Annotated in this window: 18 protein-coding genes; 6 read left to right on the top strand and 12 right to left on the bottom strand. The window is 69.3% G+C overall.

Going from position 1 to position 18,407, the window contains the following annotated elements; genetic code table 11:
* Positions 1–90: 90 nt before the first annotated feature.
* From gmk to KF941_RS15470, 3 genes are read left to right on the top strand one after another with little or no spacing between them, the layout of a single operon-like run.
* Positions 91–723 carry a guanylate kinase gene (gmk, locus tag KF941_RS15480; protein WP_214273866.1) on the top strand — a complete coding sequence of 211 codons (633 nt, stop codon included), beginning with the start codon at positions 91–93 and terminating at the stop codon, positions 721–723.
* Complete coding sequence (locus tag KF941_RS15475; protein WP_114535430.1) at positions 720–1,247, top strand: gamma carbonic anhydrase family protein; 528 nt, start codon at positions 720–722, stop codon at positions 1,245–1,247. Before gmk ends, KF941_RS15475 begins: the two co-directional genes overlap by 4 nt.
* Positions 1,244–2,296: an ATP-binding protein gene (locus KF941_RS15470; RefSeq protein WP_214273865.1), complete on the top strand. Its 1,053-nt coding sequence runs from the start codon at positions 1,244–1,246 to the stop codon at positions 2,294–2,296. Before KF941_RS15475 ends, KF941_RS15470 begins: the two co-directional genes overlap by 4 nt.
* A gap of 39 nt (positions 2,297–2,335) precedes the next feature.
* On the opposite strand, the gene KF941_RS15465 is transcribed toward KF941_RS15470, so the two are convergent.
* Together KF941_RS15465 and KF941_RS15460 are read right to left on the bottom strand one after the other, a co-directional pair.
* Positions 2,336–2,605 carry a hypothetical protein gene (locus KF941_RS15465; protein ID WP_036753958.1) on the bottom strand — a complete coding sequence of 90 codons (270 nt, stop codon included), beginning with the start codon at positions 2,603–2,605 and terminating at the stop codon, positions 2,336–2,338.
* A gap of 651 nt (positions 2,606–3,256) precedes the next feature.
* Entirely contained in the window at positions 3,257–3,766 is a 510-nt protein-coding gene (locus KF941_RS15460) for a L,D-transpeptidase family protein (RefSeq protein WP_036754065.1), read from the bottom strand.
* Between the two features lie 181 nt (positions 3,767–3,947).
* Between KF941_RS15460 and KF941_RS15455 the strand changes: the two genes are divergently transcribed.
* Complete coding sequence (locus tag KF941_RS15455; protein ID WP_214273864.1) at positions 3,948–5,243, top strand: DUF3422 domain-containing protein; 1,296 nt, start codon at positions 3,948–3,950, stop codon at positions 5,241–5,243.
* Between the two features lie 83 nt (positions 5,244–5,326).
* Complete coding sequence (locus tag KF941_RS15450) at positions 5,327–5,671, top strand: ArsC/Spx/MgsR family protein (protein WP_240540445.1); 345 nt, start codon at positions 5,327–5,329, stop codon at positions 5,669–5,671.
* Positions 5,672–5,684: 13 nt separating this feature from the next.
* Here KF941_RS15450 and KF941_RS15445 read toward each other — a convergent pair whose 3' ends face one another.
* The 9 genes from KF941_RS15445 to KF941_RS15405 form a co-directional block, all read right to left on the bottom strand.
* Complete coding sequence (locus KF941_RS15445; RefSeq protein WP_214273863.1) at positions 5,685–6,293, bottom strand: YitT family protein; 609 nt, start codon at positions 6,291–6,293, stop codon at positions 5,685–5,687.
* 49 nt (positions 6,294–6,342) lie between these two features.
* Positions 6,343–7,359 carry an ABC transporter substrate-binding protein gene (locus KF941_RS15440; protein ID WP_240540444.1) on the bottom strand — a complete coding sequence of 339 codons (1,017 nt, stop codon included), beginning with the start codon at positions 7,357–7,359 and terminating at the stop codon, positions 6,343–6,345.
* A 78-nt stretch (positions 7,360–7,437) separates the two neighbouring features.
* Entirely contained in the window at positions 7,438–8,859 is a 1,422-nt protein-coding gene (locus tag KF941_RS15435; protein ID WP_036753967.1) for a mannose-1-phosphate guanylyltransferase/mannose-6-phosphate isomerase, read from the bottom strand.
* A gap of 119 nt (positions 8,860–8,978) precedes the next feature.
* The gene (locus KF941_RS15430; protein ID WP_214273861.1) at positions 8,979–9,896 is read right to left on the bottom strand and encodes a glyoxylate/hydroxypyruvate reductase A; all 918 of its coding nucleotides are present in this window, start codon (positions 9,894–9,896) and stop codon (positions 8,979–8,981) included.
* A 4-nt stretch (positions 9,897–9,900) separates the two neighbouring features.
* Positions 9,901–11,043 (bottom strand): rod shape-determining protein RodA, encoded by a 1,143-nt coding sequence (gene rodA, locus KF941_RS15425; RefSeq protein ID WP_036753972.1) that lies wholly within the window; start codon positions 11,041–11,043, stop codon positions 9,901–9,903.
* 3 nt (positions 11,044–11,046) lie between these two features.
* Positions 11,047–12,990, bottom strand: coding sequence for a penicillin-binding protein 2 (gene mrdA / locus KF941_RS15420; protein WP_036753974.1), 1,944 nt, complete (start codon positions 12,988–12,990; stop codon positions 11,047–11,049).
* Between the two features lie 3 nt (positions 12,991–12,993).
* Positions 12,994–13,524, bottom strand: a complete 531-nt coding sequence (locus KF941_RS15415; protein ID WP_114535424.1) for a rod shape-determining protein MreD — start codon at positions 13,522–13,524, stop codon at positions 12,994–12,996.
* On the bottom strand, positions 13,517–14,461 hold the full coding sequence (gene mreC, locus KF941_RS15410; protein WP_036753980.1) for a rod shape-determining protein MreC: 945 nt from the start codon (positions 14,459–14,461) through the stop codon (positions 13,517–13,519). The genes KF941_RS15415 and mreC overlap by 8 nt, the downstream gene beginning before the upstream one ends.
* Before the next feature lie 13 nt (positions 14,462–14,474).
* Positions 14,475–15,509: a rod shape-determining protein gene (locus KF941_RS15405; RefSeq protein WP_036753983.1), complete on the bottom strand. Its 1,035-nt coding sequence runs from the start codon at positions 15,507–15,509 to the stop codon at positions 14,475–14,477.
* Positions 15,510–15,781: 272 nt separating this feature from the next.
* On the opposite strand from KF941_RS15405, the gene KF941_RS15400 reads away from it, so the two are divergent.
* A complete protein-coding gene (locus tag KF941_RS15400) occupies positions 15,782–16,606 on the top strand; it encodes a putative rhamnosyl transferase (protein WP_276241747.1) in 825 nt (274 codons plus the stop codon).
* Positions 16,607–16,630: 24 nt separating this feature from the next.
* On the opposite strand, the gene KF941_RS15395 is transcribed toward KF941_RS15400, so the two are convergent.
* Complete coding sequence (locus tag KF941_RS15395; RefSeq protein ID WP_036753989.1) at positions 16,631–18,193, bottom strand: 2-isopropylmalate synthase; 1,563 nt, start codon at positions 18,191–18,193, stop codon at positions 16,631–16,633.
* Positions 18,194–18,407: the final 214 nt, after the last annotated feature.

The raw sequence follows: 18,407 nt of genomic DNA, 5'->3' as shown, positions 1-18,407 counted from the left end.
AAAAACCTGCGCCCCCGCGCGGGGCTTGACCCCGCTGGCGGGCGGGGTCATTCAGGCGGCGCTGGAACGCGGGGAACAAGGCAGAGAAGCATGGAGCGCAGCGGACTTCTGGTGATCCTGTCGTCGCCCTCGGGGGCGGGGAAATCGACGCTGGCGCGGCGGCTGATGGACTGGGATCCGGGCCTGCGCTTTTCGGTCTCGGCCACGACCCGCAAGCCGCGCCCCGGCGAGGTCGAGGGCGAGCACTACTATTTCCGCAGCCCCGAGCAGTTCCGCGCCATGGTCGGCGCCGGCGAGATGCTGGAACATGCCGAGGTCTTCGGTAATTTCTACGGCACCCCCCGCGGCCCGGTCGAAGAGGCGATGCGCGCCGGGCGCGACACGCTGTTCGACGTGGATTGGCAGGGCGGCCAGCAGATCCGCGCCTCGTCGCTGGGCGGGCATGTCATCTCGATCTTCGTGCTGCCGCCCAGCCTGCGCGAACTGGAACGGCGGCTGGTCGGGCGCCAGCAGGACGCGCCCGAGGTCATCGCCGCCCGCATGCGCAAGAGCCGCGACGAGATCAGCCATTGGGCGGAATACGACTATGTCGTAGTCAACGACGATCTGGATCGCAGCGCCGAGGCGCTGAAGACCATCCTGCGGGCCGAACGGATGCGCCGCGCCCGGCAGGTGGGGCTGGGCCCCTTCGTCCGCGCGCTCATGGAGGAGGAAAGGGCATGATCTGGGAACTGGACGGCATCGCGCCGCAAATCGCCGACGACGCCTGGGTGGCGCCGGATGCGCAGCTGATGGGCCGGATCGTGCTGGAGCCGGGCGCCAGCGTCTGGTTCGGCGCCGTGCTGCGCGGCGACAACGAGGAGATCCGCGTCGGCCGCAACTCGAACGTGCAGGATCTGACGGTCTGCCATACCGACATCGGCTATCCGCTGAGCATCGGCGCGAATTGCACCATCGGCCACCGCGCCATCCTGCACGGCTGCACCATCGAGGACGGGGCGCTGATCGGCATGGGCGCGATCATCCTGAACGGGGCGCGGATCGGCGCCGGTTCGCTGATCGGCGCCGGGGCGCTCATCGCCGAGAACAAGGTGATCCCGCCCGGCTCTCTGGTCATGGGCGCGCCGGGCAAGGTGGTGCGCGAGCTGGACGAGGCGGCGCGCGAGCGGCTGCTGAAATCGGCCGAGGGCTATCACCGCAACGCCGCCCGCTTCCGCCAGGGGCTGGCGCAGGTCGCCCGCGGATGATCGAAGAGCGGCTGCACGCGCTGCTGCGCGGCGTGCCGGTGGCCATGCTGGCGGTGGACGGCCATGCGCGCATCATCGGCGCGAACGAGGCGGCCGAGGCGCTTTTGGGCGCGGTGCCGGGCGGGCGGCCCTTTGTCACCGTGCTGCGCCACCCCGAGGTGAATGCCGCGCTGGACGCCGTGCTGGCCGGGCAGGAGCGGGCGCGGCTGGCCGTCACCCTGGGCGCGGCCGACCGGCGGGTGTTCTGCGAGGTGACGGTCACGGCCCTGCGGGCGCCGGGGCTGGTCGGCGCGGCGGTGGCGATCGAGGACCGCTCGCGCGACGAGGAGACCGAGCAGATGCGCCGCGATTTCGTCGCCAATGTCAGCCACGAGCTGCGCACGCCCCTGACGGCGCTTATGGGCTTCATCGAGACCTTGCGCGGCCCGGCCCGCAACGATCCGGCCGCGCGCGACCGTTTCCTCGACATCATGGAGCGCGAGGCGGGGCGGATGAACCGGCTGGTCGCCGACCTTCTGTCGCTGAGCCGGGTCGAGCAGGACGAGCGCCGCCGCCCGGCGCAGAACCTGGACCTGGCCGGGCTCTTGCGCAGCGTGGTGGCGACGCTGGCGCCCGCGGCCATGGCTGCCGGGGTGCGGCTGGAGTTGCAGGCGCCGGCCGGCAAGGTGCCGGTGCCGGGCGACGCCGACCAGCTGGTGCAGGTGTTTCACAACCTGATCGAGAATGCGGTGAAATACGGCGGCGCCGGCGGGGTGGCCACGGTGACGCTGGAGCGGCTGGCGCATGAGCCGGTGCTGCGCGGCCCGGCCTGGTCGGTCTGCGTCGCCGACCAGGGCGAGGGGATCGATCCCCAGCACCTGCCGCGCCTGACCGAGCGCTTCTATCGCGTCGATACCCATCGCTCGCGCGAGCAGGGCGGCACCGGGCTGGGCCTGGCCATCGTCAAGCATATCGTGAACCGGCATCGCGGCCGGCTGCGCATCGAAAGCGAACGCGGGCAGGGCAGCCGCTTCACCGTCATCCTGCCCGAGCAGATCGGCCGCATCTGAAGCCGGCGCGGCCCTGCCGGCCCCCGGATCAGATCGCGTTCAGATCGCGTTCAGCATCGACTTTATCACATCGGCCGGCAGCGAGGGATGCACCGCCAGCTTGAGCGTGCGCTTGCCCTTGCGCGGGATCAGCAGCGCGCAGCGCGTGGCCAGGGCCTGCGAGCGCTTGGTCGAACAGGCGGCGATCACCCCCGCACACCAGCGGGAATGCGGGCCGAAGCGCATGACGCTTTCGATGGCGCCGGGCACATAGCCCTCGGTCTCGGCTGAATCGATCAGCGCGTCATGGATGATGGGGGGCAGGTACATGGAGGGATGGAACTTGGAGTTAACATTTTAATGTAAATTGTTAATCCTTGCCGCCGCCGATGAGTATATGCCCTTTTGAACAGGTCTGCCATACAAGCTCTGCGCGTATGGCGGCCACCCCGCTCGACCCCCGGCCGAAAGAGGCCGGATTACGCGGCGAAACGCCCATCCCGAGAAACCGGCGCAACCGTCCCGATAGGCAGAATCGCCCCCTGCGGCGGCCGGTCAGGGCGCAGCCAGGATCTGCGTTCCGTCACGTCACGATAGACGTCCTCGACCTTGGCATCGGTGACGGCGATGCAGCGGGCGGTCCGGTCCAGCTTTTGCCTGTAAAGGGGACAACCTTCGGGCCCTGGCCGAGATCAGGCAGCGAGGCCACGGTCCCCAGGAACCGGCACGGCCGTCTTGATGGGCCGAATCGCCGCCCCGCAGCGGCCGGTCAGGGCGCAGCCAGGATCGGCGTTGCGTCACGTCATGATAGACGTCCTCGACCTTGGCATCGGTGACGGCAATGCAGCGGGCAGGCCAGTCCAGCTTTGCCTGTAAAGGGGACAACCCTCGGGGCCCTGGCCGAGATCAGGCAGCGAGGCCACGGTCCCCAGGAACCGGCATGGCCGCCCCGATGGGGCGAATCGCCCCCGCGGCGGCCGGTCAGGGCGTGATCAGGATCGGCGTACCGTCGCGGACCATGGCATAGACGTCCTCGACCTCGGCATCGGTGACGGCGATGCAGCCGGCGGTCCAGTCCAGCTTCTGCCGGGAAAGAACGCGGCCCTCGGGGCCCTGGCCGTGAATGAAGATGTCGCTGCCCGCGCTGCGGCCCAGTTCGGCGGCCTGCACCGAGTCGTGCGGGTTGGGATAGGAGATGCCGATGGACAGGTGATAGCGGCTGTCGGGGTTGCGGCGGTCGATGTAGTAAAGCCCCTCGGGCGTGCGGCCGTCGCCCTCGAACTGCTTGTGGCCAAGGGGCTCGTTGCCCAGCCCGATGCGATAGGCCTTCAGCACCGTGTTGCCGTTCAAAAGCAGCATCTGCCGCGCGCCCTTGTTGACCACGACCTGGGTCACGGGCGGGCCGGAATAGGTCTTGAACTTGCTGGGGCCGCAGGCCGCCAGCCCAAGCACAAGCACCAATGCGACGATACGTCCCAGCCAGCCCGTCATCATGTCCCGCCCCCGGATCCGGTGTTTTGCCCCATTTTGCCCCGCTGCGGCCTGCCCGGCAATGCGGCGGGGCTTCACGAAATCCTGATGCGGCGCGGCTTGCCGTGGCAGATTTGCCAGCGCCGCGGAATCGCTGGGTTTTCCTGTTGCGGGAAATGCGCCTGCGGCTAATCATGCGGCCATGAACGACGAAGACGAACACCCCCAGCGCTATGCCCTGGTGAACGAATTGCATGCCCGGCCCTCGCCGCGGCTCAGGGCGCCCTGCACGGCGGTCTATCTGGCGATCAAGGAGCCGCGCGACGCCGCCAACCGCGACCGGGGCAGGGATGTCGCTCATCTGGCGCAGCTTTGCGCCCGCCACGGCGCGCCGCGACCCGACACCAGCGCGGGCCATTACACGGCGCAGCTTGGCCGCCACCAGCTGCGCTGGGAAAGCCATACCGAGTTCGTCACCTATGCCGCCTTTGCGCCGGGGCTGCCGCCGCGGCCCTTCGATCCTTCGGCCGGGGCGATCTTTCCCGAGGACTGGCAGCACCAGGCGCCGGGCAAGCGAATCGCCGCAGCGATGATCCAGGTCGATTTCCTGCCCGACGACCCGGCCGAGATCCTGCCGCGGCTGTCGGAATGGTTCGCGGCCGACAGCATGGCCTCGGTCTGGGTGCTGGAGGAGGCGGCGGTGGTCGCCGGCGATTTCCGTATCGACCCGGCCGGCTGGATGCGCTTTGCGCTTTTCGTCCGGCCCGACACGCAGCCCGGCCGGATCGGCCGCATCGTCCAGCGGCTTCTGGACCTCGAGACCTATCGCGCCATGTCCATGCTGGGCCTGGGCCGCGCCCGCGACCTGACCCGGCAGCTGAATGCGCTGGACCCGCAGCTCAGCGACATCGTCCAGGGCATGAGCGACGACGACCGCCCCGCCGATGCGGTGCTGCAGGACCTGCTGTCGGTCTCGACCCGGCTGGAAAGCGCCGCGACCCAGCATGCCTTCCGCTTCGGCGCCAATGCGGCCTATGAGGCCATCGTCATGGACCGCGTCGCCTCGCTGCGCGAGACCCGCTTCATGGGCGGGCAGATGCTGACCGAGTTCATGGCCCGCCGCTATCTGCCCGCCATGCGCACCGCGAAATCGGCCGAGAAGCGGCTTTCGGCGATGCTGAACCGCAGCGAACGCGCGGGCGAATTGCTGCGCACCCGCGTCGATGTCCAGCGCAGCGCCCAGAACCAGGAGCTGATGCAACGCATGGATCGGCGCGCCGACCTGCAATTGCGGCTCCAGCACACGGTCGAGGGGCTGTCGGTGGTCGCGATCAGCTATTACGCGGTGGGCCTGCTGGGCTATGCGCTTTACCCGCTGGCCCAGGCGCTGCATATCGACAAGGCGGTGCTGGTCGCGGCCCTGACCCCCGTCGCCGTGCTGGGCGTCTGGCTGGGGATGCGGCGCATCCGCGCCCGGCTGCATGACGCCGGCCACTAGCCCGTCCAACCCCCAAGAAGGAGCGAAGAACGCATGACCCAGGCACCTTTCCTTTCCCACCCGCTTGCCCAGGGCCGTTCGTGATGGCGGGGCAGCTTCAGATGTATGGCCTCGCCCATTGCTCGACCTGCCAGAAAGCGCAGGCCGAGTTGCAGGCGGCGGGCTGGCAGGTGGAGTTCCGCGACGTCTCCAAGGCACCGCTGGATGGCGACGAATGGCAGCGCATGATCGCCGATTTCGGCGAGAAGCTGGTCAACCGGGCCAGCCTGACCTGGCGTGGCATGTCCGATGAGGAACGCGCGGGCACGCCCCTGCAGATGCTTTCGGCCAAGCCCTCGCTGATGAAGCGGCCGGCGATCGTGCAGGGCGACCAGCGGTTGCTGGGCTGGACCGCGAATGTCAAGCGCGCGCTGGGGGTGGCGGCCTGAGCCGCCCCCTTACCTAGACGACATAGCGGTCGCGGCGGTGGTTGATCGCGATCACCAGGTTCAGCACCAGCGCGCCCAGGAATGACCAGGCGACCAGCTGCCAGCCGCGCAGCATCAGCGCGCAGGCAAAGAGGCAGGCGTCGAAGATCAGCTGCGTCCAGCCGGCGCGAAAGCCGGTGGCATCCTGCAGATACAGCGCGACGATGCCCACCCCGCCCAGCGAGGCGCCGTGCCGGAACAGCGCCAGCAGCGCCGAGCCGGTCAGGAACCCCACCAGCAGCGCCCCGACCGCCGGGTGGACATGGCCGAATTGCAGCCCCGCTGGCAGGATGGCGACCAGCGTCGACATCGCCGCCACGGCGATGAAGGATTTCAGCATGAAGCCCAGCCCCAGCCGGCGATAGCCCAGCCAGTAGAACGGCAGGTTCACCACGAAGAAGACCGGCGCGAAACCCCAGCCCGTCGCATAGGAGATCAGGATCGCCAGCCCCGCCGTCTGGCCGGTGACGAAGCCCAGATGCGTCAGCAGCAGCACGCCGACCGCGGCCATGAAACTGCCATAGGCCAGGCCCTGGGCATCTTCGATGGGGCTGTGGCGTGGGGAAGGGGTGTCGTCGCTCATGCGCCCCCTCTTGCCCGCGCCCGGCGGGACCGGCAAGGGGGCATCGCGATCAGCGCAGCGGCGCGGCGTCGCGGTCTGGGGCGGCGGCTGCGGGTGGCGCGGCGCGGTCGCTGACGGCGGCGGTGAAGGCGCCCTGCGGGTCGCGGCGCAGCACCGCGCGGTCGCCGCCGCTGCGCAGGGTCTGGACCGTGCGGCGATAGTCGGCCTCGTCCAGCGCGCCGGTGGCTGACAGCAGCCCGGCGATGCCGCGCAGCATTCCCGCCTGCCGCTGCAAGGCGCCCGGATCGGGGTCGGGGCCAAGGATCAGCCGGGCGCTGTCCTCGGGTGCGGCGACCGCCTCGCGCCAGCCTTTCATGCTGGCGCGCAGGAACCGGGCCAGCCGCGCCTCGGCCTCGGGCCCGGCGAGGGTGCCGGGCAGGACATAGAGCCCGTCCTCCAGCACCGCGGCGCCTTGCTCCTGCGGGTCGAGTTCGACCAGCCCCTCGCCCGTCGCCGGGTCGTGGCTGAGCGTGCTGATGCAGGCGGCCTGTTTCTGGCGCAGCATCTCGGCCCCCGGCCATTGCGCCAGCAGGGTGACGCCGGACAGGCTGCCATCGGCCACCAGCCCCAGCCGGTTCAGCCAGGCTTGCAGCGGATATTCCGTGCCGCCGAACCAGCTGCCGATGGTCTTGCCGCGCAGATCGGCGGCACCCGTCACCCCCGTCTCGCGCAGGCAGGTCAGGCGCAGCGCCGGGCGGGCAAAGACCTGGGCGATATTGACCACGGGCAGGCCGTTTTCGCGGGCGACCAGCGCAATGGGCATCCAGGCCACCGCCAGGTCGGCCTCGCCCCGCGCCAGCGTCTCGAAGGGCGGGGCCGCCTCGTCCGCGGGCAGCAGCCGCACGGTCAGCCCTTCCTCGGCGTAATAGCCGCGCGCCTGGGCGACCAGGAAGCCGGCGGATTCGGCCGGGGTCCGGCCGCGCAACTGCACCGCCAGTTCCTCGGCCCGCGCGGTCGGCGCGGCAAGGACCAGGGCCGAGATCAAGGCCAGGACCAGGGCCAGGGCCGGAAACAGGGGTTTCGTCATCCGTCTCATCGCCGGCCATGGTTAGACGGCCGGCCCCGGCCCTGCAAGCCGGCGCGCCCCACGATGCCGCGAGCGGGGTCAGCCGCGGGAATAGACATCCTCGTAGCGCACGATGTCGTCCTCGCCCAGATAGGCGCCGGTCTGCACCTCGATCAGCACCATCGCCACCTTGCCGGGGTTTTCCAGGCGGTGGACGGCGCCCAGCGGCACATAGATCGACTGGTTTTCCGTCAGCAGCGTCACGGTTTCGTCCACCGTCACCCGCGCGGTGCCGGAAACCACGATCCAATGTTCCGAGCGGTGGAAATGCGATTGCAGCGACAGCGCCGCGCCGGGATTGACCACGATGCGCTTGACCTGGAAGCGGTCGGCCAGCGCCAGCGTCTCGAACCAGCCCCAGGGGCGGTGGTCGCGCAGGAAATGCTCGGCCTGGCGCGCGCCCTTGGCCTTGAGCGCGCCGACCGCCTCGCGCACCTCTTGCGCGCGGTCCATGCCGGCGACCAGAACGGCATCGTCGGTGGCCACGACCATCACGTCGCGCAACCCGATGCCCACCACCTCGATCCCCTCGTCCTGCGAGCGCAGCAGCACGTTGTCGCAGTCGATCGCGGTCGAGCGGGTGTCGGTGACGGCGCCGCGCTCGGCCGGCTCGCCATCCTGGATCTCGCGCCAGACCGCGTCCCAGCCGCCAAGGTCCGACCAATGGCCGGAATAGCGCACCACCGACAGGTTCCGGGCCTTTTCCAGCACCGCATAATCCACCGACAGGTCGGGCAGCCGGTCCCAGGGCTCGGGCGCAAGCCGCAGGAAGCCCAGGTCCAGCCGCGCCTCGGTCAGCGCCGCCTGGACGGGGGCAAGGTAGTCGGGCGCATGGGTCTTGAAAGCGTCGATCATGGTGCGGGCGGCGAAAAGGAAGATGCCGGCGTTCCACAGGAAATTGCCCTGCGCGATCATGCGCGCCGCGTTCTCCGCGTCGGGCTTTTCGACGAAGCGCTTCAGCACCAGCGGGCCTTCGCCCTCGCCCTCGGCCTCCATGTAGCCATAGCCGGTCTCGGGCCGGCTGGGGGTGATGCCGAAGGTGACGATGCGGCCGGCCTGCGCAGCCGCGAGGCCCAGGTCCACGGCGCGGCCGAAAGCCTCGGTATCGGGGACGACGTGATCCGAGGGCGCGACCAGCAGCAGCGCATCGGCATCCTTTTCGGCGGCGGCCAGCGCGGCGGCCAGGATCGCCGGGGCGGTGTTGCGGCCGGCGGGCTCGATCAGGATGGCCGCGGGGGCAATGCCGATCTGGTCCAGCTGTTCGGCGACGATGAAGCGGAAATCCGCGTTCGTCATCACCAGCGGCGCGGCGTAGCGCGGTCCCGACAGGCGGCGGGCCGAGGCCTGGAACAGGCTTTCCTCGCCCACCAGCGGGGCGAATTGCTTGGGGAAGCTCTTGCGCGAGACGGGCCAGAGACGGGTGCCGGAGCCGCCGGCCAGCAGAACAGGGGTGATCGTCATGAAAATCGCTCCATCGGCCTGGGGCCGTTACCATCCGTCCCGTTATCCGCCGGGTTCCTTTCGCGTGCAAGTTGCGCAAAACGGCAGGATTCCGGGGCCTGATGCCCGGAAGCGGCCGGTCAATAGCCGCGCGCCCGGTCCACCAGATGCAAAAGCGGCGCACCCCGCATGGCGCGGCGCAGGTTCTCGGCCACGACATGGGCGGCGCTCTCGGGCCGGGTCTCGGCCGAGACATGCGGCGTCACCGTCACCTGCGGATGCGTCCAGAACGGGTGTTCGGGCGGCAGCGGCTCCTGCCGGAATACGTCCAGCACCGCATGGCCCAGGCCCTGATCCAGCGCCGCCAGCAAGGCCGCCTCGTCGATCAGGCTGCCGCGGCCGGCGTTGATGATCGTGGCGCCCGGCGGCAGCAGGGACAGCCGCGCGGCGTCCAGCAGATTGCGCGTCCCGGCCGTGTCGGGCAGCAGGCAGACCAGGATCTCGGCCCGGTTCAGGGCCTGGGGCAGGGCGTCGCCCGCCAGCACCTCGATCCCCGGCACCGGGCGGCCCGATTGCGACCAGCCGGCGACGCGAAAGCCCAGGCCCGCCAGCGCCAAGGCCACCGCCCGGCCCAGCTCGCCCATGCCCAGCACGGTCACGCCGCGCCGCTGCGCCAGGGGTGGGGTCAACTGGTTGCGCCAGACGCCGTCCTGGGCAAAGCGGTCCATGCCCAGATGCGCCCGCAGCGCCCAGCCGGCGCAATATTCCACCATGCCCTGCGCCAGTCCCGGATCGACCATGCGGCAGAGCGGCTGGGTCAGCGTGGGGTTGGTCACGATGCGCTCGACCCCGGCCCAGAGGCTTTGGATCACGCGGGCGCGCGTGAAGGGGGTGAAGTCCAGCACCCTGCCGTCCTCGGGGTAGCCGGGCGCATAGATCAGCGCGTCGAAGCCCGCGGGATCGCCCTGCCGGCACAGCTCCATCTCGGGGCAGGCCGCGCGCAGGGCGGGGGACCAGGCATCCCACAGCCGCGCGGGGGCGGCGAACAGCACCCGCATCCCGTCAGCCCCTAGGCCGATGGACATGGGCCGATTGCACGATGCCGAAGGCCATCAGCAGGATCATCAGCGAGGTCCCTCCGTAACTGACCAGCGGCAGGGGCGAGCCCTTGGCCGGCAACATGCCCATCACCGTCGCCATGTTGATGGAAAAGTAAAGGAAGAACGTCCCGGCGATGCCGATGGTCAGCAGGCTGGCGAAGCGGTCGCGGTTGGTCAGCGCCGAATACATGCAAAACCCCAGGATCAGCACATAGAGGATCAGCAGCGAGCCCGCGCCGACGAAGCCGAATTCCTCGGCCAGCGAGGTGAAGATGAAGTCGGTGTGCTTCTCGGGCAGGAAGTTCAGCCGCGACTGCGTGCCCTGCATGAAGCCGCGCCCCGACCAGCCGCCCGATCCCAGCGCGATCTGCGCCTGGGCGATGTTGTAGCCCGCGCCCAAGGGGTCCGAGCCGGGGTCGAGGAAGGTGTCGATGCGGCGGAACTGGTAGTCGTGCAGCAATTGCCAGTCGGTGCCGCGGCTTTCCATGACCGCGGTGATGCCGGCGACGACGATGGCGATGACGGCGGCGAAATACCACAGGCTGACGCCGGCCGCGAACATCACGATGCCGCCCCCCGCGATCAGCATGATCGAGGTGCCCAGGTCGGGCTGCATCAGCACCAGCGCCGTCGGCAGCAGGATCAGCACCACCGGCACCAGCACCCAGAACGGGCGCGAGACCTTTTCCACCGGCAGCCAGTCGTAATAGGCCGCCAGCGTCAGCACGAAGGCGACCTTGGTCAGCTCGGACGGCTGGATGCGGATCGGTCCCAGCACCAGCCAGCGCTGCGCGCCCATGCCGACATGGCCCATCACCTCGACCAGCACCAGAAGGCCGACGCAGATCACGTAGGATGCGACCGAGATCGAGCGCCAGAACCAGATCGGCACGAAGGCCAGCGCGAACATCAGCACCATGCCGACGGCGAAGCGCTCCATCTGCGGGCCGGCCCATTTGTCGATGTCGCCGCCCGAGACGGAATAGAGCATCAGGAAGCCGATGCAGCTGACCGCCGTGACCAGGAAGACCAGCGGCCAGTTCAGATACAGGATCTTGCGCCAGCCCGTCGGCACCTGCGCGACGTGATAGTCGAGATAGCTCATGGCTCAGGCCCTTGCGCGGCCCTCGCCCTTGCGGGCCGAGGGGGTCAGGTTCATGCGCGACCACATCTCCTGCACCTTGGCGCGCTCGGCCTCGGGATAGGCCGAAAGCGGCGGCAGGCCGTCCGCCAGCGCATAAAGCAGGATGTCGCGGGCGATGGGGGCCGCGACCGCGCCGCCGCCGCCGCCATGCTCGACCACGACCGAGACCGCATAGCGCGGCATGTCATAGGGCGCGAAGCAGACGAACAGCGCATGGTCGCGCCGGTTCCAGGGCAGCTGCTCGTTCGAGATCACGCCGCGGGCGCGTTCGGCGGCGGTGATGTTGCGCACCTGGCTGGTGCCGGTCTTGCCGGCCATCTGCCATTCCGGCGCCAGGATGCGCGAGCGGCGCGCGGTGCCGCGGGGCGCGTTCATCACCGCATCCATCCCCGCCCGCGCCGTGCGCAGGTTCAGCGGGTTGATGTCCAGTTCCGGCCATTCCGGCACCGGCTCGGCCTGGCCGTCGATGGCGCGCACCAGGCGCGGCGCGACCGCGCGCCCCGTCGCCACCCGCGCCGTCATCACCGCCAGCTGCAGCGGCGAGGCCAGCACATAGCCCTGGCCGATCGAGGCGTTGAGCGAATCGCCCACCTGCCATTCCTGGTCGTAGCGCGCCTTCTTCCAGGCGCGATCCGGGGCGATGCCCTCGGCGATGGCGGACATGGGCAGTTCGTGGCGCACGCCGATGCCCAGCTTGCGCGCCATGGCGGCGATGCGGTCGATGCCGACGCGCTGCGCCAGCTCGTAGTAATAGACGTCGCAGGAATGCTCGAGGCTGCGCAGCGCATCGACCATGCCGTGGCCGCCCCGGCTCCAGCAATGGAAGCGGCGCCCGGCGACCTGGGTATAGCCGGGGCAATAGAAGCGCGAGCCGGCGTTGATGACCCCGGCCTCGAGCCCTGCCAGCAGCGTCACCATCTTGAAGGTCGAGCCGGGCGGATAGACGCCCTGCACCGTCTTGTCGGCCAGCGGGCGGTGGTCGTGTTCCATCAGCGCGCGGTAATCCGGCCCCGAGATGCCGCGCACGAACTTGTTCGGGTCGAACACCGGCGAGGAGGAGATCGCCAGGATGTCGCCGTTGGTCACGTCGATCACCACCGCGGCGGCGCTTTCGCTGCCCAGCCGCTGGGTGGAGAAATTCTGCAATCCGGCGTCCAGCGTGGTCTGCACCGTAGCGCCCTGCTGCCCCTCTTGCCGCGACAGCTCGCGCATCTCGCGCCCGGCGCTGTTCACCTCGACCCGGCGCGAGCCGGCCTTGCCGCGCAGCGCCTCTTCCAGCTTGGACTCCATGCCGACCTTGCCCAGCTGGAACTCGGGCAGGCGCAGCACCGGGTCGGGATCCTCGATCTTGGACAGGTCGTAGTCCGAGACCGGGCCGACATAGCCCAGCACATGCGCGAAATCGCCCGCCCGCGGATAGCTGCGCGACAGCCCCGCCTCGGGCGTCACGCCGGGCAGGGCGGGGGCGTTGAGCGCGATCGAGGAAAACTCGTCCCAGGTCAGGCGGTCGGCGACCAGCACCGGGGTCACGGCGCTGCGCTTGTGGATCTCTGCCAGGATCTCGGCGGCCTGGCGGTCGCTCATCGGGATGATGTGGCGCAGCCGCGCGATCACGGCCGAGACATCGCCCGCCTCCTCTCGGGTCAGGGTGACGCGGTAGTTTTGTTCGTTGCCGGCGATGATGGTGCCGTTGCGGTCCAGGATCAGCCCGCGCGCCGGCGGCAGCAGGCGGATCTTGATCGAGTTGCCGTCCGACAGCATGCGGTATTCGTCGGCATGTTCGACCTGCATCGAGCGCAGCTTCAGCCCCAAGACCGACACCACTGCCGCCTGGATCACCCCCAGCATCAGCACCCGGCGGGTGATGAGCCGGCTGCTTTCGACGATTTCGCGTTCCGACTTGCGCATGGCTCAGCGATGCCTCGTGTCTCGTTCGGCGCGGCCGCGCGGCAGGCCGAGCGCCCAGCCGGCAAGGCCCGCGACCAGCGGATAGGCGGCGACCGTGGCGATGAATTGCAAGATCACCTGCCCGAACGGAGGAAGGGGCAGGAAGAACACCGCCAGCAATATGCGGTTCGCCACCATCATCAGCGCCAGAAGCGTCGCGACCCGCAGCCATTCAACCATGAAAGGCAGTTCGCGCCAATGCGGCTCGCGCTTTCTTGCGGCCTCGGTCACGATGACGGCCAGGGCGGCGCCCAGGCCGATGGGGCGCATCAGCAGGATGTCCTCGATCAGGAACAGGGCGGCGATGGTCGCGACCGGCACCTGTTCGGGGCGGCGCAGCACCCAGACCAGCACCAGGCACAGCGCCAGGTCCGGCCCCGGCCAGCCGATGCGGCCCGGCGCCAGCGGCAGAAGCCGCCAGAACAGGATCGCCAGGAACAGCGCCACGAACAGCGCCTGCCCCAGGAACCGGCGCCGGCGGGCGGGATCAATCATCCCCGGCCCCGGCTTGGGCCCCTGAATCCTCGCCGGCCGCCTGCATGTCGGCCAGCGGCGGCAGGGGCGGGCCGATGAAATCCGCCGCCGGCGGCGGGATCAGCAGCCCGGTATCGGAAAGCTGCTCGGCCGGGTGGCTGCGCAGCACGCGCAGGAACTCCAGCCGGCCGTAATCCGCGGCCAACCGCACCCGCAGCCGGCCGTCGCTGGCCAGCGCCACCTGGCCCACCGGCAGGCCCGGCGGGAACACGCCCCCATCGCCCGAGCTGACCACCCGGTCGCCGGGGCGCAGGTTTTCCGGGCTTTCGATGAAATCCAGCGCCGGCAGGGCGGTATTGTCCCCGGTCAGCAGCGCGTGCTGGCCCGAAGGCAGGATCGTCACCGGGATGCGGCTGGAGGGATCGGTCAGCAGCATGACCCGGCTGGTGGTCTGCCCCACGCCCGAGATGCGCCCGACCAGCCCCAATCCGTCCATCGTCGCCCAGCCGTCCAGGATGCCGTCGCGCGCGCCCACGTTCAGCAGCACCGACTGGCGAAAGGCCGTGCCGCTGTCGGTCAGCACCACGCCCGAGACCGAGGTCAGGGCCGGATCGATCCTGACGTTGTTCTGCGCCAGCAGCTTGGCGTTTTCCTGTTCCAGCTGCACCGCCGCCTCTTTCCAGGCCGCCATCTTCTGCAATTCGCGGCGCAATTCCTGGTTCTGCTCGTAGAGCCGGGCATAGGACTGGAAACCCGAGACCATGCGCGACAGCTTCGTCACCGGCGCCATCACCCAGTCGAAGCTGGGCACGAAGCGGTCGATGAAGGCCGCCCGCATCCGCTCGGCGCGCGGGCTGTCGATCTGCCAGAACAGGAACACCGCCAGCAGCACCAGCACCAGCAGCGAAACCAGGATGCGGCGGACCGGAGCCGCGTAATCAGGGCCCTTGCGCGCCATGGGCCGAACCCGCTCAGCTGTCGTAGTCGATCACGTGGCGCAGCTGCTTTTCGAACTCCAGCGCCTTGCCGGTGCCCAGCGCCACGCAGCTCATCGGCTGGTCGGCCAGGCTGATCATCAGCCCGGTCTGCTCGCGCAGCGCCAGGTCCAGCTCGCCCAGCATGGCACCGCCGCCGGTCAGCATGACGCCGCGGTCCACGATGTCGGCGGCCAGGTCCGGCGGCGTCGCCTCCAGCGCCACCATCACCGATTCGCAGATCTGCTGCACCGGCTCGGACAGCGCCTCGGCGACCATGGCCTGGGTGATCTCCATCTCTTTCGGGATGCCGTTCAGCAGGTCGCGGCCGCGCACCATGATCGCGGCGCCGCGCCCGTCGTCGGGCATGCGCGCGGTGCCGATCTGGGTCTTGATGCGCTCGGCTGTCGATTCGCCGATCAGAAGGTTGTGGTTGCGGCGCAGATAATTGATCAGCGCATCGTCCATCCGGTCGCCGCCGATGCGGACCGAGCGCGCATAGACCACGTCGCCCAGGGACAGAACCGCGACCTCGGTGGTGCCGCCGCCGATGTCGACGACCATGCTGCCGGTCGGCTCGGTGATGGGCATGCCGGCGCCGATGGCGGCCGCGATCGGCTCGGCGATCAGCCCGGCGCGGCGTGCGCCGGCCGAAAGCACCGACTGGCGGATGGCGCGTTTCTCGACCGGGGTGGCGCCATGGGGCACGCAGATGATGACCTTGGGCTTCGAGAAGGTGGTGCGCCGGAACACCTTCTTGATGAAATGCTTGATCATTTCCTCGGCGCTGTCGAAGTCGGCGATGACGCCCTCGCGCATCGGCCGGATCGCCTCGATGCTGCCCGGCGTGCGGCCCAGCATCAGCTTGGCGTCCTCGCCCACCGCCAGCACCTGCTTCTTGCCGTCCTTGACGTGATAGGCGACGACCGAAGGCTCGTTCAGGATGATGCCCTTGCCCTTGACGTAGATCAGCGTATTCGCGGTCCCCAGGTCGATCGCGATATCGGTGGAAAACAACCCGCCAAAGGCCATGTGAACTACCCCTTCCGCCGTCCCTGCCAAGACGGCATTCCTGCCGCCCTTTTTCGCGCGGCCATTGCCCGATTGCCCCGGCGAGTCGCCCCGCCGAAGGTGCTGGACATATAGGCCGAGCCTCGGCTCGGGGAAACCGGAAAATGATGCGCCGCCCGGTCGCGCCGATGTTTCGCGGGCAGGCGCCGCGCACGCTTGACCGGGCGGCGCGGGCTGCTAGGCTGCCGCCGGTTCGGGTCACGAGGAAAGGGCAGGGTTTGCAGGATGTTATCGTGGGGATCTGCCGCTTTTCCTTCCTGGGCCGGTGCGACTGGGCCGGGACCGCGGGGCAGGGGGCCGGCGCGCCCGAGCTTCTGGCGCAGCGCGGCGCCCTGCTTTATGCGCCCGAGCGCCTGGAGCGCCGCTTCGCCGCCTTCGAGACGCTGTGCCTGCCCTCGGTCAAGGCCCAGACCGACGGGGATTTCCGCTTCTGGCTGCTGACCTCGCCCGAGATGCCGCGCCCCTGGCTGGAGCGGCTGCGCGACCTGTGCGCCGGCGTGCCGCAGATCCGGCTGATCGTCTCGGACAAGCGCGAGACGGTGAACGCGCTGCGCGAGCCCCTGCGCGAGGCGGCCGAGGCGGCGGGCCGGCCGGTGATCCAGTTCCGCGTCGATGACGACGACGCCTTCAGCCGCCATCACGTCGCCCGCATCCACCGCCACGCCCGGCGCTTTGCCGACCTGCCGGCCTTTGCCATCAGCTATCCGCAGGGGCTGGTCATGGGCAGCTACCAGGGCGAGCCGATCAGCTACTGGCGGGCGCACCAGCCCTTCCTGGGCGCGGGGGCGGCGGTGCGCATGCGCGGGCCGGGGCGCTGCATCTATGCCTACAACCATTTCCAGCTGCCCAAGCATTTCCCGGCCTTCACCGACGTCGGGGGCCTGGGCTACGTCCAGACCCGCTGGGACGAGGGCGATTCCGTCGCCACCATCGTCGCCAGGTTCCCGAAATGGTTCCAGCAGCTCGACCCGGCCGAGTTCCAGCGCGAACTGGCCGAGGATTTTCCCTTCCTGCAAGGCATCGACCTGGGTTTCGTCGAACGCAAGGGGGCGGCCTGACCGCCCCCCGCCTTGCCGCGGCGGTCAGTGCGAATACATGCTGACCTGCTTGGCGTCGGCGCCTTCGCCGACCATGTCGCGACGCACCTTCAGCCGGTTCAGCGCGCCCACATAGGCCTTGACGCTGGCCAGGATGGTGTCGGTGTCCGAGGCCTGGCCGGTGGCGATGCGCCCCTCTTCCTCCATGCGCACGCTGACGGTGGCCTGGGCATCGGTGCCCTCGGTCACGGCATGGACCTGGTAGAGCTGCAGATGCGCCCGGTGCGGCCAGATCGACTTGACGGCGTTGAAGCAGGCATCGACCGGGCCGTCGCCGGTGGCATGGACGGCCTTTTCCTCGCCGCCGACCAGCAGGACCAGGTCGGCCGATTGCCCGTCGCTGCCGCAGACCACGCGCAGGTGCTTGACTTGCAGGTGGTCGTCCTCGGTATTGGCCGCCGCATCCTGGACCAGCGCGACCAGGTCGTCGTCGTAGACCTCCTTCTTGCGGTCGGCCAAGGCCTTGAAGCGGACGAAGACGTCCTTCAGCTGGTTGTCGCCCAGCTCATAGCCCAGGTCCTTCAGCTTGGCGCGCAGCGCGGCGCGGCCGGAATGCTTGCCCATGGCGATATTGGCCTCGTTCAGGCCGATGTCGGCGGGCTTCATGATCTCGAAGGTCTCGACGTTCTTCAGCACCCCGTCCTGATGGATGCCGGATTCGTGCAGGAAGGCGTTCTTGCCGACCACCGCCTTGTTCGGCTGCACCAGGAAGCCCGAGGCCTGCGACACCCGACGCGACAGGCCCATGATCCGGGTGGTGTCGATGCCGGTGGTATAGGGCATGATGTCGTGGCGCACCTTCAGCGCCATCACCACCTCTTCCAGCGCGGTGTTGCCGGCACGCTCGCCCAAACCGTTGATGGTGCATTCGACCTGGCGCGCGCCCGCCTCGACCGCGGCCAGCGAGTTCGCGGTCGCCATGCCCAGGTCGTTGTGGCAATGGGTGGCGAAGACGACGCCGTCCGCGCCCGGCACCCGCTCCAGCAGCATGCGGATCAGCGCGGCGGATTCGCGCGGCGCGGTATAGCCGACGGTATCGGGGATGTTGATGGTGGTGGCGCCGCATCTGATGGCGATCTCGACCACCCGGCACAGGTAGTCGTGCTCGGTCCGGGTCGCGTCCATGGCCGACCATTGCACGTTGTCGCACAGGTTGCGGGCATGGGTCACGGTGTCGTGGATGCGCTCGGCCATCTGGTCCATGTCCAGGTTGGGGATGGCGCGATGCAGGGGCGAAGTGCCGATGAAGGTGTGGATGCGCGGGTGCTTCGCGTGCTTCACCGCCTCCCAGCAGCGGTCGATGTCGGGGATCTGCGCCCGCGCCAGGCCGCAGATCACCGCGTTCTTCGCGCGCTTGGCGATTTCGGAAACGGCGGCGAAATCGCCCTCCGAGGCGATGGGGAAACCGGCCTCGATGATGTCGACGCCCATCTCGTCCAGCATCTCGGCGATGTCCAGCTTTTCGGTATGGCTCATGGTTGCGCCGGGCGATTGCTCGCCGTCGCGCAGGGTGGTGTCAAAGATCAATACGCGGTTCGGATCGGTCATTTCGGGAATCCTTCTTCATGTGCTCACGGGAGACCGGGCACGAACCTGACTGAGCGGCGGCCCGGAAGACCCGCTCAGCGCAGCGTAAGAAGAAGGAGACCGCGGCGGTTCACGGCGATGCGCGCGCGGTCATGCGCGTGCGGGGCCGTGGCAATGATCTGCTGCATCCGAGTCATGGCGCGGACTATAAGACCCGCCCCGCCGGCTTGGAAAG

The sequence above is a fragment of the Paracoccus sp. pheM1 genome, from assembly GCF_018499825.1.
Classification (GTDB): Bacteria; Pseudomonadota; Alphaproteobacteria; order Rhodobacterales; family Rhodobacteraceae; genus Paracoccus; species Paracoccus versutus.
The sequence above is the reverse complement of the archived record's forward strand: the minus strand, read 5'-3'. Positions and strand labels throughout refer to the sequence as shown.